This is a genomic window from Actinomyces timonensis DSM 23838, from assembly GCF_000295095.1.
In the GTDB taxonomy this organism is placed as follows: domain Bacteria; phylum Actinomycetota; class Actinomycetes; order Actinomycetales; family Actinomycetaceae; genus Actinomyces; species Actinomyces timonensis.
This window is the reverse complement of record NZ_JH806634.1, coordinates 32,082-46,764: the sequence shown is the minus strand read 5'-3', so window position 1 is coordinate 46,764 and position 14,683 is coordinate 32,082. Positions and strand designations below refer to the sequence as shown.

The 14,683-nt window shown below is 72.4% G+C and carries 13 protein-coding genes; 7 read left to right on the top strand and 6 right to left on the bottom strand.

Going from position 1 to position 14,683, the window contains the following annotated elements:
* Positions 1-8: 8 nt before the first annotated feature.
* Both A1QA_RS0110485 and A1QA_RS0110480 read right to left on the bottom strand, forming a co-directional pair.
* Entirely contained in the window at positions 9-1,031 is a 1,023-nt protein-coding gene (locus A1QA_RS0110485; protein WP_017178858.1) for a glycosyltransferase family 2 protein, read from the bottom strand.
* A gap of 11 nt (positions 1,032-1,042) precedes the next feature.
* Positions 1,043-2,053, bottom strand: coding sequence for a glycosyltransferase family 2 protein (locus A1QA_RS0110480; RefSeq protein WP_017178857.1), 1,011 nt, complete (start codon positions 2,051-2,053; stop codon positions 1,043-1,045).
* A 171-nt stretch (positions 2,054-2,224) separates the two neighbouring features.
* Here A1QA_RS0110480 and A1QA_RS0110475 point away from each other — a divergent pair, with 171 nt between their 5' ends.
* The gene (locus tag A1QA_RS0110475) at positions 2,225-3,235 is read left to right on the top strand and encodes a glycosyltransferase family 2 protein (protein ID WP_017178856.1); all 1,011 of its coding nucleotides are present in this window, start codon (positions 2,225-2,227) and stop codon (positions 3,233-3,235) included.
* 90 nt (positions 3,236-3,325) lie between these two features.
* Here A1QA_RS0110475 and A1QA_RS0110470 read toward each other — a convergent pair whose 3' ends face one another.
* Both A1QA_RS0110470 and A1QA_RS0110465 read right to left on the bottom strand, forming a co-directional pair.
* Positions 3,326-4,033 carry a hypothetical protein gene (locus A1QA_RS0110470; RefSeq protein ID WP_154652380.1) on the bottom strand — a complete coding sequence of 236 codons (708 nt, stop codon included), beginning with the start codon at positions 4,031-4,033 and terminating at the stop codon, positions 3,326-3,328.
* On the bottom strand, positions 4,033-5,586 hold the full coding sequence (locus A1QA_RS0110465) for a WD40 repeat domain-containing protein (RefSeq protein WP_043508570.1): 1,554 nt from the start codon (positions 5,584-5,586) through the stop codon (positions 4,033-4,035). Before A1QA_RS0110465 ends, A1QA_RS0110470 begins: the two co-directional genes overlap by 1 nt.
* Before the next feature lie 385 nt (positions 5,587-5,971).
* Between A1QA_RS0110465 and A1QA_RS16025 the strand changes: the two genes are divergently transcribed.
* From A1QA_RS16025 to A1QA_RS0110450, 3 genes are all read left to right on the top strand, one after another.
* Positions 5,972-6,373 carry a hypothetical protein gene (locus A1QA_RS16025; protein ID WP_043508569.1) on the top strand — a complete coding sequence of 134 codons (402 nt, stop codon included), beginning with the start codon at positions 5,972-5,974 and terminating at the stop codon, positions 6,371-6,373.
* A gap of 85 nt (positions 6,374-6,458) precedes the next feature.
* Positions 6,459-7,592, top strand: a complete 1,134-nt coding sequence (locus A1QA_RS0110455) for a DUF1972 domain-containing protein (RefSeq protein ID WP_425265737.1) — start codon at positions 6,459-6,461, stop codon at positions 7,590-7,592.
* Entirely contained in the window at positions 7,589-8,722 is a 1,134-nt protein-coding gene (locus A1QA_RS0110450) for a glycosyltransferase family 4 protein (protein ID WP_017178851.1), read from the top strand. Before A1QA_RS0110455 ends, A1QA_RS0110450 begins: the two co-directional genes overlap by 4 nt.
* A 164-nt stretch (positions 8,723-8,886) precedes the next feature.
* On the opposite strand, the gene A1QA_RS0110445 is transcribed toward A1QA_RS0110450, so the two are convergent.
* Positions 8,887-9,672, bottom strand: a complete 786-nt coding sequence (locus tag A1QA_RS0110445) for a CDP-alcohol phosphatidyltransferase family protein (protein ID WP_017178850.1) — start codon at positions 9,670-9,672, stop codon at positions 8,887-8,889.
* Between the two features lie 28 nt (positions 9,673-9,700).
* On the bottom strand, positions 9,701-11,077 hold the full coding sequence (locus A1QA_RS14420; protein WP_017178849.1) for a lipopolysaccharide biosynthesis protein: 1,377 nt from the start codon (positions 11,075-11,077) through the stop codon (positions 9,701-9,703).
* A gap of 607 nt (positions 11,078-11,684) precedes the next feature.
* Between A1QA_RS14420 and A1QA_RS0110435 the strand changes: the two genes are divergently transcribed.
* From A1QA_RS0110435 to A1QA_RS14415, 3 genes are all read left to right on the top strand, one after another.
* Positions 11,685-13,097, top strand: coding sequence for a sugar transferase (locus A1QA_RS0110435; protein WP_017178848.1), 1,413 nt, complete (start codon positions 11,685-11,687; stop codon positions 13,095-13,097).
* Positions 13,097-13,546 carry an FAD synthase family protein gene (locus A1QA_RS0110430; RefSeq protein WP_017178847.1) on the top strand — a complete coding sequence of 150 codons (450 nt, stop codon included), beginning with the start codon at positions 13,097-13,099 and terminating at the stop codon, positions 13,544-13,546. Before A1QA_RS0110435 ends, A1QA_RS0110430 begins: the two co-directional genes overlap by 1 nt.
* A gap of 40 nt (positions 13,547-13,586) precedes the next feature.
* Positions 13,587-14,683, top strand: a 1,097-nt coding sequence (locus A1QA_RS14415; RefSeq protein WP_043508566.1) for an RDD family protein, incomplete at its 3' end; no start/stop codon positions are given.

Below are 14,683 nucleotides of genomic sequence, written 5' to 3'. Positions count from 1 at the left end.
CGACCCCCTCAGGAGCGGCCGTACTCGGCATGGCCGGCGCGACCCAGCGCGGCAGAGGCCAGGCCCGCGCCCCGGGCCATGAGACGGGCTCCCCTGGCGCGGTGGGAGGTGGAGCGCAGCAGCACTCCAGCGCCCGATCGCCCCGCGCCCGCGACGACGCGCGCAGCGCCCCCGATGAGGGCCCTCCCCCGGATGCGCGCGCGGGCGGCGCGGGCCTCCTCTCCCACCAGTGCGAGCTCGACCCGGACGGAGGTGGCGGCGTGGCTGCGCTGGCGCCGCAGGATCCAGGACCTCTCCAGGCGCTGCGCGGGCACGTGGTCGACCACCCGGGCCTCGGCGCACCACAGGAGCGTCCCGCCGGCGTCCACGAGGGAACGGGTGAGGAGGGTGTCCTCCCCGCCAGTGGCCCCGAAGCGCTCATCGAAGCGCAGGCCCCGCGCACGCAGGAAGTCGAGGTCCAGCAGCAGGCAGTTCGAGGCGGCGGCGGGCCGGATCGTCCCCGTGGGCCATGTGGCGCGCACGAAGAAGCCTCCCTCGCGCACCCACGGCTCGGGCTCGACGTCGTAGGCGGGCAGCACATGGCCGGCGACCGCCTGGGAGCCCCGGCTCGCCCAGAGGCCCACGAGCGAGGCGAGCCAGTTCTCGCGGGCCTCCTCGTCGTCGTCGATGAACACGAGGAGGCGCGCGCCGGCGGACTCATCGAGGGCGCGGTTGCGCACGGCGGCCACACCGGGCCGCTCCTCGACGACGTAGCGCAGCGCTCCCCCGCCGGGCCCCGCGGCGAGGCGCTCGGCGGTGGCGCGCGCGCTGGCAGCGGGATCGTTGTCGATGACGAGCAGCTCGGCCCGCGCGATGGGGCTGGCGGCGTCCGACACGATGGCGCCGATCTGCGGCAGGACGGTGCCCACCGCCCGCTCGAGGCCGTCAGGGCGCCGGTAGGTGGGAATGGCGACGACGAGGCTGACCCCGCCCGCGGCCTGCCGGCCGCTGGCGCCGCTGCCGGAGTCGTCGGCCGGGATATCCGCGCTCATGCCCCCGGCCCTCACTTCCTCCTCCAGGGAAGTCGGGGTCCGCGGCTGTACTCCTGGACCCGACCGCCGACGGCGCCCAGGACCATGCCCAGCGCACCAGCGCAAGAGGCCTCGTGGCGCCCCCGGGCCGCCTCGTCCCGTCGGACGGCGCTGGCCAGCGCCAGGGCGCCATCGCGTCCGGCGCGCAGCACCCCCTTGGCGGCGTAGCGCGCGCGCAGACCCAGGCCCGCCGCGCCCGAGGCCGCCTCGACGCGCACGGCCGCCCAGGTGGCCCCCGAGCGCAGGGAGCGGCGCAGGATCCAGGGGCGCGTAACCCTCGAGGCCGGGACCCTCTCATCGAGGGCGGCGCCAGCGGCGAAGCGGATGACGCCGCCGCCCTGCCGCAGGGCCCCCAGGAACGCGGAGTCCTCGCCGCCGCTGAGCCCGTAGCGCGTGTCGAAGCGCAGGCCGAGGCCCCGCACGACGTCGAGGTCGAGCAGGAGGTTGCCCGTCCCGGCCTTGGTCATCACCGCGCCGTCGGCAGCCGTGACCGCCTCGAAAACGCCCGAGCCGCGCACCCACGCGCTCGGCTCGCCCTCGAAGCGCGGGAACCAGGGACCGGACACGGCCGCGCAGCCATGGGCGCGCCAGGCGCGGACGAGAGAGGTCAGCCAGCCGGGGCGGGTGAGCTCGTCGTCGTCGATGAAAGCCAGGAGGCGGGCACCGCTGGCCTCGTCGAGAGCGCGGTTGCGGGCGGCGGTGATCCCGGGAACGGGCTCATGCGCGTAATGGGGGCCGATCTCGTCGGCCCCAGGCTCCTCGGCGATAGCGGCGCGGACTGCCCGGGCGGTCTCTCGCGCGCCCGCGTCCGGGTCGTTGTCGACGACGACGACGCGCGCCCGCGCGACGCCGGCCTCCTCATCGGCGAGGACGGCGCGGGCCTGGTCGACGAGCTGGGGCAGGAGCTCGGCGAGCCACTCATCGCGCCGGAAGGTCGTCACGGCGACGACCAGTGAGACCGGCGGTGTCGGCAACGGGCTCATGCGTCCTCCTAGGCGGCGGGTCGACGGGCAGGAGCGTCGATGGGAAGGGAAGCAGGGTCGGGTCAACGCTACTATGCAGGCGCGCTGTCGCCCCGCCCGCGGGCGCCCGGGGCAACAGCGCGCCCCGTCAGGACGGCGCGGCGCCCATCGATGCGGACCTGAGAGGATCCCATGCCCGACTTCCCCGCCGATCTCTTCTCCCCCGGCGAGCCCGGCGAGCCCCCTACCGGCGCCGAGGCCGCCGAGCTGCTCGCGCGCACCGCGATCATCGTCGTCAACTACGACTCCGCCGAGCTCCTGGCGCGCAACCTCGCCAAGGTGGCTGAGCAGTCCCCCGAGGCGCGCGTCGTCGTCGTCGACAACCACTCCTCCCCCGCGGCCCGCGAGCGCATCCAGGACCTGGCCCGCGAGCGCGGCTGGGCCCTGGAATGCCCGGAGGCGAACACGGGCTTCGGCGGCGGCATGAACCTGGGGGCGGCCCGTGCGATGGCCGACGGCGCCGAGATCCTCCTCCTGCTCAACCCAGACGCCATCATCGAGCGGGACTCCCTGGTCGCCCTCGCGAGAGACGCCGAGGCGGACCCACTCGCCCTCGTCGGGCCGGTCATCCAGGACTCGGCCGGGGCGACCGTCTCCGACGGGCACCTCGTGTGCCTGGCGGACGGCTCGATGCGCTCGCGCCGATCAAAGCTGCCGGTCCCACCCGGTGGCGCCTCGCCCTGGCTGAGCGGCGCCTGCCTGGCGCTGTCGGCCTCGCTCTACCGCCGGATCGGGGGCTTCGACGCGCGCTACTTCCTGTACTGGGAGGATGTGGACTTCTCCGCGCGGGTCCTGGAGGCCGCCGGGAGCCTGGTGCTGGAGCGCCGGGCCATCGCCGTCCATGATGAGGGCGGCACCCACACCTCAGTCGGGCAGGCGAAGTCGGACACCTACTACTACTACAACGCGCGCAACCGGCTCCTGTACGCGGGCCAGCACCTGGATTCGGCGGGCCGTCGCCGGTGGCGGGCGACGGCGCCGCGCGCGGCCCGCGAGATCGTCCTGCGCGGGGGGCGGCGCCAGTTGCTGCGCTCGCCGAGGCCGGTGGTGACAGTGCTGCGCGCCACGCTCGACGGACTGCGACTCGCGCGCCGGGCGGGCCGGGGCGACTTGCCGCCCCAGGACACCCCGATCCTCCGGTAGCGGGCCAGGGGCCGATATGCGATCCCGCCCGCCGGGCCAGATGGGCTCGGCGGGCGGGATTCCGTGAAGAGGCGCTGGCGCGCGTCAGGCTCAGCTGGGCGCGGCGCCGTCGAAGGTCGCGGCCGCGTGGTCGGGACCGAGGTCGACGACGATATGCACCTGGCCGCGGCCAGAGGCGGGGATCGTGAAGGCCTTCTCCACTGTCTGCGTCTGCCCGGGGGCGACCGAGGCCGGGACGGCGCCGGAGGCGCTGGCCAGCTCCGCGGCCGGAGCCTTGTCCGCGCCGTAGGCGACGGTGACGACGAGCCCGGACAGGGACAGGTCCGATCCCGTGTTATTTGTGATCGTCACCGGGATGACCACGCCGGCTCCACCCGTCTCCCCAGGGCCGGCCTGGAGGGTCTCGGAGCGCATCGTCCCCAGCGCGATGTCGGCGCCGTCGACGGAGCTCGTCTGGCCAGGGGCCACAGGAGGCAGCTCGTCGGCGGAGATGTCGCCCTTGGCCAGGGCCGAGGCGTCCGGGGTGGCCTGCTGCGGGGCGGCGGACTGCTCGGCCGGCGTCGTCTCGGAGGCCGTCGGCAGAGGCTCGCCCGTCGTCGAGGGCGTGGCGGAGGCCGTCGGAGTGGCGCTGGCGGATGCCGCCTCGGCCGTGGGCGTCGCGCTGGGCGTGGTGTCCTGGGGCTTGTCGCTGGAGCAGGCTCCCAGTGCCAGGATCAGGGCCACCGGGAGCGCCAGGGCGGTACGGGCGGCACCGCGCGGTGCCGCGCCCGTCCCGAGGAGGCTCAGCGGGCGGCGCATCAGCGCCATCCCCAGTTGCCGTTCCATCCCCAGTTGTTCCACCAGTCGTCGTCGCCGTTGTTGTTCCACCAGTCGTCGCCGCCGTTGTTGTCCTTGTCCTTGCCGTCGCCGCCGTTGTTGTCCTTGTCCTTGCCGTCGCCGCCGTTGTTGTCCTTGTCCTTGCCGTCGCCGCCGTTGTTGTCCTTGTCCTTGTCGCCGTTGCCGTCCTGCTGGCCCTGGCCGGGGTTCTCCTTGGAGTCGATGGCGAAGCGGACGAGGCCCTGCTGGCCCTTGTTGTTGACGCCGATGAACTCGCCGCCGTAGACGACGTACTTGTCATTGCCCTCGACGGTCCAGGTGGCCTGGTTCATGCCGGTGTAGGAGCCCACGATGAAGTTGGGGCGGAAGGTCTGCAGAGCCGTGGTGGCGGGCTGACCGGAGAAGTCGCTGTAGTCCGAGGCGTTGTTCGGCTGCACCGTGCCGGTGGCGCTGTTCACGTAGGCGAGCGCGTTGTAGTAGGTCGTGGGCGTGGTGTCGCCGAAGCCGCCGATGTTGGAGCAGTCGTGCGGGTGGCCCGCGATGTAGACGACGCCGCCAGCGGGGTGGATGTCGTAGGTGTCGCCGTGGCAGTCGGCCATGTAATCGAGGTCGCCGGTGGACCAGTTGGCTCGGAACATGCCCTCGAAGGTGCCCTCCTGGGAGTAGGCCGAGCCGTAGAGGCCCTGGCCGTCCGACTTCAGGGACATGATCGCGGCGTAGGTGCCGGAGTTGTGGATGACCGAGTTGATGTTGGTCGGCTTGAGGACCCCATCGGAGCCGAGGATCGCCATACCGGGGTTGGAAGCGCCGTCGACCTCGCTGAAGGAGCCGCCGATGGCCACCTGGGTGCCGTCGGGCGAGACGGTGACGGAGCGGCCCAGGCCCCGGCCCACCCGGGGCGCGAAGTTGGTCAGGGCGAGGGTGGGCAGGCTGACGGCGGCCGCGCGGTAGCGGGCCTCGTTGTTGACCTGGGTGAAGGCACCGGTGAAGTAGAGGGTGGCGCCGTCGGGGGAGACCTCGACGTCGCGCACCTCGGTGTTGGGGGAGATGCCGAGGCTCACGCGCTTGCCATCGGAGGCGGTCACGGCGCCGAGGCGGTAGGTGTCCTCGCCGTTGACGCTGGTGAAGTTGCCGCCGAGGTAGAGGGTGCTGCCGTCCTTCGAGGCGTCGATGGAGTAGACGACGCCGTTGGTGGTGGGCGCCCAGTCGAGGAGCGCGCCGGTGGTGATGTCGTAGGCCATCGCGTTGGACCGCGGGGTCTCGCTCTCGCCCTCCGCGGCGCCCGCCGGGCGGGCGCTGGAGAACTCGCCGACGGCGTAGACGGTGTTGCCGACAATCGCCTGGTCCCACACGACGCCGTTGATCTGCGCCGTCGGGAGGGCGGTCGGGGAGGCGATCGCGACCTCTCCCGCCGCGCCCTGGGCATCAGCCGCGTGAGCAGCGGGGCTCGCGAAGGGGAGGACAGGCATGACCGCCAAGGCGATGGGGAGCGCGGCGGCCAGGGCGAGCCTGCGGGCATGAGTACGTAGACGCATCAAGGTTTTCCGTTCAAGGCTTGGGGGAGACAGGGACAGCATCTGGCTAGGGCGCCGAGCGTCGCCGTGGGAGCTCGGATGGGCCAGGCACCGCCCCAGACACTAACACTCAGATAACTTTCAGGTAACGAAGGATCTCTCAGGGATTCCCCCAAGATCACTACCTTCGTCTATCCGGTTCCACCGAGAGTACTCCGGATATCACACCACGTCAGGTACGTCTTGCCATCCATTGAGACAGCGATCCTGCCCCTGGCGTGCCCGAACCCCGCATCCCGTTCCGAGCGCGGCGCATGAGGACCGAGCAGGCCTACCGCGCGAGGAGATCCGTCCGCTAGCTTAGTGATACACAACACACTCGACCTGAGTCAGCCGAGGAGGCATCATGTCCCGATCATCCGCCTTGGCGCCGCTCGGTGCCCTCCTGCTCGCTCTTGGCATGTCCGCCTGCGGAGGCGACGCCGCCGTCTCCCCCACGACCCCATCCGCCTCCGACGCGCAAACCACCGCCAGCGCAGGCACCACGGACAGCGCCTCCACTGCCCCCGCCGCCCCCGCGTCGCAGGGCGCCAAGGCCTCGGACGCCGCTGGTACGAGTGGGGCCACTGCGGCTCCGTCCGCGGCGCCGGGCGGCCGGACGGCATCGCGCCCAATTCGTTCCCCGCGCACTGAGGCCGCCAGGCCCCCGCGGCCAGGCGGGCTCGGTATCATGGCCGGGTTCCCACGCGACGGCCCCGCGCCGTCGTCGTCCGTGGGCCGCGCCGCCGGCTCGCCCAGGACTCCCTGAACCCAGCGCCCGGCGCCCTGGCCGCGCGCCCCGCTCGAAAGGCCCGGATGTGACCACAGCCTCCCCCGACCGACTGCGCATCGCGATGATCGGAACCCGCGGCGTGCCCGCCAGGTACGGGGGCTTCGAGACGGCCGTCGAGGAGGTGGGCAGGCGCCTGGCCGCCAAGGGCCACAAGGTGCTCGTCTACTGCCGCAACCCCGAGCCGGGCACGCCCCTGCCGCGGACCTACCTCGGTATGAGGCTCGTCGAGCTGCCCGCCATGCGCAAGCGCAGCCTCGAGACCCTCTCCCACACGGCGCTGAGCGCCGCGCACCTCCTGCGCCGCGTCCACCCCGACGCCGCCATCGTCTTCAACGCCGCCAACTCCCCCTTCCTGCCCGCCCTGCGCGCCGCCCGCATCCCCGTGGCCACGCACGTCGACGGCCTGGAGTGGCAGCGAGGCAAGTGGGGGCCCACCGGCAAGCGCTACTACCGGGCCGCCGAGGCCCTGGCCGTGCGCTACTCCGACGCGCTCATCGCCGACGCCCAGGGCATCGCCGACTACTACGACACCGAGTTCAACGCCCCCACCGACCTCATCGCCTACGGCGCCCCGCGCATCCACGCCGGCACCGACCGGCTGGCCGAGCTGGGCCTTGAGGCGGGCCGTTTCCACCTCGTGGTGGCCCGCTTCGAGGTGGAGAACCACGTGGACGTCGCCGTCGAGGGCTACGCGGCCTCCAGCGCCGACTACCCGCTCGTCGTCGTCGGCTCGGCGCCCTACGCCAACGAGTACACCGAGCGGATCCGCTCCCTGGCCGACGACCGGGTGCGCCTCCTCGGGGGGCTGTGGGACCAGGAGCTCCTCGACCAGCTCTACGGCGGGGCAGCCGTCTACCTCCACGGCCACTCCGTGGGAGGGACCAACCCCTCGCTGCTGCGCGCGATCGGGGCGGGGGCCGCCGTCGACGCCTTCGACGTCTCCTTCAACCGGGAGGTCCTCGGCGAGGCCGGTCGGTACTGGACCACCGCCGACGACGTCCGCGCCCTCATCGAGGCCGCCGAGGCCGACCCCGCCGGCACGGCCGCGCGCGGCGAGCTCTCCCGGGAGCAGGCCGAGCGCTACGACTGGGACGCCGTCGCCGATTCCTATGAGGCGCTGTGCCGCCGCCTGGCCCTCACAGGCCCGGTGAGACACCGCCCCTCCGGACGCAGGACGGGGGCGTTCCCCGCATGAGCACGATCCTCGTCGCGCACCCCTCGCCCGATCTGTACGGCTCCGACCTGCAGCTGGTCGAGACCATCCACGCGCTTGTCGGCGCGGGCCACACGGTCAGGGTGGCCCTGCCCTCGCATGGGCCGCTCGTCGCGGTGCTGCGCGAGGCCGGGGCCAGAGTCGCCCTCATCCCCTTCACGGTGCTGCGCAAGGCGCTTCTCAACCCGCGCGGGCTCGCAGGGCTCGGCGCGGGGGCGGGGCCGGAGGCTCTGCGGCTGGCGAGGATCATCCGCGCCTCCGGCGCCCAGGCGGTCCTGACGAACACCGTCACGATCCCGACCTGGCCGCTGGCCGCGCGCCTGGCCGGGGTGCCCGTCATCGCCCATGTCCATGAGGCGGAGGACTCCCAGCCCCTCGTCATCCGCGCCGGCCTCAACGCGCCGCTCGTCGCCGCGCGCTTGGTCGTCGCCAACTCGGGGGCGGCCCGGGACGTCCTCCTATCCGCCCAACCCCTGCTCAAGAACCGCACGAGGGTCATCCACAATGGGGTACCGGGGCCTGTGGTGCCGCTCCCCCCGCTGCGGGATCGGGCGGCGGGCGATCCCTTCCGGGTGGCCCTCATCGCGAGGCTCTCCCCCCGCAAGGGGATCGACGTCGCCTTGGACGCGATCGGCCTGCTGCGCTCCATGGGTGTCAACGCGAGCCTCTCGGTGGCCGGCTCGATCTTCCCCGGATACGAGTGGTACGAGGAGCAGTTGAGGGAACGGATCAGCCAGCCGGACCTGAGCGGCGCCGTCGAGCTGCTGGGATATGTCAACCCGACGTGGCCGATCCTGGCCGATGCTGATGCGGTCATCGTCCCCTCGAGGGCCGAGCCCTTCGGCAACACGGCGGTCGAGGCGCTGCACGCTGGGCGTCCGCTCGTGGCCTCACGCGTACAGGGCCTCATTGAGGTGGTGAGGGATGGGAGCACGGGGTTGCTTGTCGAGCCCGAGTCGCCGGAGGCCCTAGCGGCGGCGCTGGCCGAGATCGAGCGCGACCCCGCCCGGGCCCGCGAGCTCGCGGCGGCGGGGAGGGAGGACGCCGCCGAGCGATTCTCCGTCGAGCGCTACCGCGACCAGATCGCCGACGCCGTCGAATCCCTCCTCTAACAACCCCCACTTATCACCGAGACCGGGCGAACAGCACCGCGAGACCGGTTCCCTGTCCACAGGGGCGGTGAAGGACACGCCCCCTCAATCAGCCTGTGGATATCCACCCGGTCTCGGCGTGCTGATCGCCCGGTCTCGGCGTGCTGATCGCCCGGTCTCGCGGGTTAGAGGACGCGCATGTCCCGGTACCACTTGGGCAGGGCCAGGGCCAGGTAGCCGGCCGAGCCCAGGAGCATGAGCGCGTAGAGCACGAGGAAGGGCACCGGCGCCCACCGCAGCGCGAGCACGATGCACAGCAGCCCGTAGTCCGTGGGCGCGGACAGGATCGACTTGAGCAACCCCGCGCGCCCCTCATCCTTGGCCAGCGGCGTTCCCCCGTTGTAGCGCAGCTGGTAGGTGAGGATGTACGTGAAGAAGTGGACGTTCTGCACAGCGCTGTAGGCCAGCGGCAGCAGCAGCAGGGCCGGGCGCTCCTCGACGACGCCGGCGAAGCGGAACAGCGAGATCGCGATCGCCAGGTGGAGGCTGGAGAGCTTGATCGCGTCGGCGACGTGGTCGAGCCACTCCCCCGCCTTCGATCCGCCGTGGCGGAGCCTGGCCAGCTGGCCGTCGGCGGAGTCGAGCGCGTAGCCCAGCACGAGCAGGCCCGCCGTCGCCAGCGCCGCCCACACAGTCAGCGGCAGGGCCGCGATGAGGACGACGCCGGTCATCGTGCAGGCCGCGGACAGGATGGTCACCTGGTCCGGGGTGGCGCCCAGGCGATGGGCGATCGCGGCGAGCACCCGCCCCAGCGGGCGGTTGACGAGCCGCGAGTACAGGGGCGCGCCGGCCTTGGCCTTCTGCGCGCTCGACAGCGCCCGGATCGACTCGGCGATGCTGGGGCGCGCGGCACTGGCGGGGTCGGCGGGAGTGGCGGGGCGAGCGGGGCCCGCGGGCTTCGAGGGGTTCATGAGGTCTCCAACTATGCGGGGTTGAGGATCAGGCAGGGGCGGACTGGGGGTCGGCGGCGGGCGCCGCCCCCTCCTCGGCGGCCAGGCGACGACGGCGCTCCAGGTCCCGGCGCACCCACCAGACGTAGGGGATGAACTGGCAGACAACCACGGAGATGACGGAGCCGAGGACGGGCCCGGCCGGCCCGAAGGGCGCGATGAGCGCCCAGGACAGGGCGAAATTGACAGGGACGAGCACGAGGACCGGCACCACCTGGAAGCGCAGGCCTCGCGGGTCCGTCATGTACATGCCCAGCGGGTACTTGGCCGCCTCGACGATGACCGACGCGGCGAACGAGACGATGAGCAGCAGCGGCAGGTGGATGGCACCATCGGACAGGATGCCCGCGGCCCAGGGGGCGAGCAGGCCCATGGCCAGCGCCATCGCGGTGCCCGCGGATGCGAAGATCCCTGCGGGCCTGAAGGGGCTGGTGATCTGCCCGGCCGAGCGCGCTCGCGCGAAGACCGGCCACATGGCCACGCCGGCGGCGACGACGGTCTGCGTGAGCAGGTTGAACAGGGTGCTGGCGAGGTTGTATTGCGCCAGCGCGTCGGAGGCCCCCAGGTGGCTGAGGAGGATGCGGTCGGTCTGAAAGGCGATGGGCAGGACGAGCGACTGCAGGAGCTGGGGCCCCGCGGTGTTGATGACCTTGACGCCGGGGGCCTCGCGCAGCCGGGGGACGTCGCGGGCGGCCTCGCGCAGGAGGGGGCCGGTGGCCCGCCAGGCCACGACGATGCAGATGAGCGAGACCAGGGTGTTCGCCAGGTAGGAGTAGATGGAGACGGCGTTGCCCGAGTCCAGGCGGGCCAGGATCGCCAGCAGGAGGAGGGTGGTCATCGCCGGGGAGACGACGCCGGAGCTGATGACCTGGGTGGCCGAGCGGCCCAGTCCGACGACGATGCGCTGCCCCACGCTCAGCGGCAGGGCGAGGGAGTAGATGATGAGGCAGATGGTGGCGGTGGCGCCGCCGCCGTCCATGAGGCGGGCACCGAGCAGCGTGGGCCAGGCCCCCAGGAGCTGGATGACGACGCCAGTGGTGCAGATGACCACGGTGGAGGCGAGCAGGACGCGGATGGCGGTGGTCAGGGTGCGGCGCAGCGTGGAGTCGTGCGCGGGGTCGGTGGAGCCAGCGACAACGTTGAGGATGACGGCCCCGATGCCCAGATCGGTGAAGGGCATGAGCGTGGGGAAGGTGGCCAGCAGGCCGTACTGGGCGTAGGCGTCGGCGCCGAAGTGGCTGAGGATGAGCCGGGTGTTGATGAGGCCGAAGACGCCCGCGACGACCATGACGATCATCTTCGCGCCGGCCGTGCGGCCGACCGAGGCCCAGGGCCCGGATCTCCGGGAGGCAGGCTGGGCAGGCATAGCGGCACCTCGCTTAGCAGGGCAGGGACCAGCGTCAGGGACGCCGCGGGAACGGCCAGACTCTAGCAGCCGACCCTTCCACGCCCCTGGGGGCGCAGGGCATTTGGCGCCATTCCGTGACCGAGGGGACGTCCTCACGGGTCCCGAGCGCCGCTCCGCCGCACGGCGGCGCATCTCACACTGGGACGCCCAACCGCGAAACCACAGGCCAGAGGTCTGGACCTCTTGGCGCCCGTCTCCAAGGATGTCCACAGAGCAAGACGATCCGCGCAGGTCAGAGGTGGTTTTCCGCCAGAGGGCGCGGCTTGGCGCCACCGGGAGCGCCCACCCGCGCTTTAACCATTGCCGAAGCCGCATACCCGGGAGATAGAATCTGCTTAGCACTCTGAAACACGACGACTGACGACGAATCTGATCCGTCGTTCCCATGAAACGTCCGATCTCCAGGCTCCCAGCGGGTCGCTCCCTGCGGCTCTGACCCGCATTACGTAGTCTGACCAGGATATTTCTCGTTCCGGGTCCCCTCCCCGACCATCCCTCGCATACTTCAACAGGAGCCCTGATGTACCTGAATGATGTTGCGGCCACTATTCGGCCAGAGACAGGCATGCCCTTGGCGCGCCTGCCCCTCGCCCAGCCCACCCATGGCCGTCTCGCATGGTCCTCCATGCGCCGAGACCTCCTGGCCTGGATCGTGCTCAGTGACCTCGTCGCGATCACCGCCCCCGCCTGGATCGCGCTTCCCTTCGGCGGCGCGGGCGCCACCCTCGCCGCCACGACCGTGGGCCTGCTGATCGTCGTCGGCACCTGGGGCCTGGGCGGTCTGGGCGCCGCCGTCGTCGACCACGGCTCGGTCCCGCTGCCCACCCTCCTCGGCCTGAACCTGCTGGCCCTGCCAGTCAGCCTCCTGGCCCACCGCGCCCTGGGCTCCTCCCTCGGCCCGATCGCCGTGGGCTGCCTGCTCACCGCCCAGTTCCTCCTCATCCTCATCGGCCGGGTGATCGAGTCCGGGCACCTGCGCCGCCGCCGCATGGACGGCCACGCCCTGCGCCGCACCCTCATCGTCATGGGCCCCGGCGCCGAGCCGATGCTCCACGAGATGCGCCGCCACCCCGCCGACGGCTTCCTCGTCATCGGCTACCTCTCCTCCGGCGTTCCCGGCAGCCTCCGCAACGCGATGGCGGTGCCCGACGCCGAGGGCCTGGCCCAGATGGTCAGCGAGGAGATGATCGACGTCGTCATGACGCTCGGCGCTGTCGCCCCCGATGACCTGCGCTCCCTCATGCGCGGCCTCGAGGGCACCCACGTGCGCCTCATCGTCGCCCCCGGGCTGCAGGACGTCGTTCCCGGGCGCCTGATGGGCCTTCCGGTCACGCACGGCTGGACGGCGCTCATCGGCGTCAAGACCCGCCGCACCCGCGAGGCCGGCAAGAAGGCCGTCGACCGCGTCGTCGGGCTGGCGCTCCTGCTGGCGGCCTCCCCGATCATCGGGATCGCCGCTCTGGCCGTGCGCCTGGAGTCGCCCGGCAGCCCCTTCTACTCCCAGACCCGCGTGGGCCTGAACGGCACGCACTTCACGATGTGGAAGCTGCGCTCCATGTACGCCGACGCCGACGCCCGCAGAGCGGCGCTCATCGCCCGCGGCGGCGACTCGGGCAACCAGGTCCTGTTCAAGGACTCCCGGGACCCCCGGATCACCCGCGTGGGCCGGATTCTGCGCCGCACCTCCCTGGACGAGCTCCCCCAGCTCATCAACGTCGTGCGCGGCGAGATGAGCCTGGTGGGGCCGCGCCCGGCACTGCCCAGCGAGGTCGCCCAGTACGACGACGAGGCGCGCCGCCGCCTCCTCGTGCGCCCCGGCATGACGGGCCTGTGGCAGGTTTCGGGCCGCTCGGACCTGTCCTGGAGCTCCACCGTGGCCCTCGACCGCCACTACGTGGAGAACCGCGGCGCGCTCATCGACGCCAAGATCCTGGCCGCCACCGCGCGCGCCGTCACCGGCGGGAAGGGGGCCTACTGATGATCGTCGGCTACGTCCCCGGTGGCTTCGACATGCTCCACGTCGGCCATCTCAATATCCTCACAACCGCGGCGGCGCACTGCGACCGCCTCATCGCCGGAGTCGCCACGGACGCGTCCCTGGAGCGGATGAAAGGCCGGGGTCCGATCGTGCCCCAGCACGAGCGGATGGCCCTCGTCCAGGCCCTGCGGATGGTCGACCACGTCGTGCTCGATCACGATCAGGACAAGCGCCTGGCCTGGCGAACCGCGCCATTCGATGTACTCTTCAAGGGAACGGACTGGCGCGGCACCGACAAGGGCCGTCTGCTCGAGGAGCAGATGGCGGAGATCGGGGCCCGCGTCGTCTACCTGCCGTACACGCCGACGACCTCGTCGACGATGCTGCGCAGAGCCCTCCTCCAAGAGGTCGCTTCGCCCGAGCCCGAGGCGGTGAAGGCCACTGCATGAGGGGCGGTTCCATGATCACCAACGCGAAGGGAATGCGCGCGTGACCGCCACCACGACCCAGGCGCCGAAGCGGAATCAGCGACGGGCGCTCCTCGCGCCCACGCCGTCGGCGTCCCCGGGGGCCCGCCTCCTCGCCGTCGTCATCGACATCCTCGTGGGACTCGTCATCGGCGCGATCATCACGCTGGTCGCCAAGAGCTCCCTGGGACTCCTCCTCGCCGCGGGCGCTGCTGCGGTGGGGCTCATCCTCGTCCGCTTCGTGCTCATCGCGACGACGGGCTGGACGCCCGGCGGCAGGATCGTCGGCGTGCGGATGGTGGACGCCTCGAACGACGAGCCCTCCTTCGTGGGCGCGTTCGTCCACGCCGACCTCATCCTCATCACCGCTGGCATCGGCGGGCTGTTCATGCTGCGCAGCGCGGCGAAGGACCCCGAGGGCATGGGCTGGCACGACCGCCTCAGCCGCATGCGCCTCATCTCCACGAAGGCCTCCAGCGCGGCCCGGCTGCCGCGCGGCGCACAGGAGCCGTCCTCCGGCCGCCCCACCCCCTCCGCGTCCAGAGCCCGGTCCACCACCTGGTCCGATGAGCCGACGGCGATGATGACTCCCTCGGCCGTGCCCTCCGTCGAGCGTCTCATGGGGGCCGACGGCGCCAGCGCCGCCCTGGCCGAGCCCGCGCCGACCACGCCCTCGGCGGTGCCGTCCGTGCCGCCGTCCTCGATGTCCAAGACGCTCCCAGCGTCCTCAGTCTCCTCGGCCCCCGCGGCGGGCTCTGGCGCGGCAGCCGGGGCGGGCTCCGACTCCGCGCCCCGCACGCGTCGCTCGATCCGCCGCGCCCAGGAGCGCCTCTCCTCCCGCGCCGACGAGCCCGGCGCGGTCGCGATCCTGGGATCGATCCCCTGGTCGGGAGAGGCGCCCGAGCTCGACAGCCCCACGATCGGCGGGAGCACGCTGGACGAGCTCAACGCCAGCCTCCTCCTCGGCTCGGTGGACCTGGCCCCCGACGGCGGCTCGGCCGGCCACGTCATCGACGCCGCGACGCCGGAGTCGGACTCGGCGCCCTCGCAGGCCTCGGCGGCCAGCGCGGGCGCCCCCAGCGCGCCCAGCACGAGCGCCGCCTCCGTCCCCAGCGCCGT

Excerpts from the sequence above, each read along its gene's own strand:
- A1QA_RS0110485 (WP_017178858.1), bottom strand. The coding sequence starts at position 1,031 with ATGAGCGCGGATATCCCGGCCGACGACTCCGGCAGCGGCGCCAGCGGC.
- A1QA_RS0110480 (WP_017178857.1), bottom strand. The coding sequence starts at position 2,053 with ATGAGCCCGTTGCCGACACCGCCGGTCTCACTGGTCGTCGCCGTGACG.
- A1QA_RS0110475 (WP_017178856.1), top strand. The coding sequence starts at position 2,225 with ATGCCCGACTTCCCCGCCGATCTCTTCTCCCCCGGCGAGCCCGGCGAG.
- A1QA_RS0110470 (WP_154652380.1), bottom strand. The coding sequence starts at position 4,033 with ATGCGCCGCCCGCTGAGCCTCCTCGGGACGGGCGCGGCACCGCGCGGT.
- A1QA_RS0110465 (WP_043508570.1), bottom strand. The coding sequence starts at position 5,586 with ATGCGTCTACGTACTCATGCCCGCAGGCTCGCCCTGGCCGCCGCGCTC.
- A1QA_RS16025 (WP_043508569.1), top strand. The coding sequence starts at position 5,972 with ATGTCCCGATCATCCGCCTTGGCGCCGCTCGGTGCCCTCCTGCTCGCT.
- A1QA_RS0110455 (WP_425265737.1), top strand. The coding sequence starts at position 6,459 with ATGATCGGAACCCGCGGCGTGCCCGCCAGGTACGGGGGCTTCGAGACG.
- A1QA_RS0110450 (WP_017178851.1), top strand. The coding sequence starts at position 7,589 with ATGAGCACGATCCTCGTCGCGCACCCCTCGCCCGATCTGTACGGCTCC.
- A1QA_RS0110445 (WP_017178850.1), bottom strand. The coding sequence starts at position 9,672 with ATGAACCCCTCGAAGCCCGCGGGCCCCGCTCGCCCCGCCACTCCCGCC.
- A1QA_RS14420 (WP_017178849.1), bottom strand. The coding sequence starts at position 11,077 with ATGCCTGCCCAGCCTGCCTCCCGGAGATCCGGGCCCTGGGCCTCGGTC.
- A1QA_RS0110435 (WP_017178848.1), top strand. The coding sequence starts at position 11,685 with ATGCCCTTGGCGCGCCTGCCCCTCGCCCAGCCCACCCATGGCCGTCTC.
- A1QA_RS0110430 (WP_017178847.1), top strand. The coding sequence starts at position 13,097 with ATGATCGTCGGCTACGTCCCCGGTGGCTTCGACATGCTCCACGTCGGC.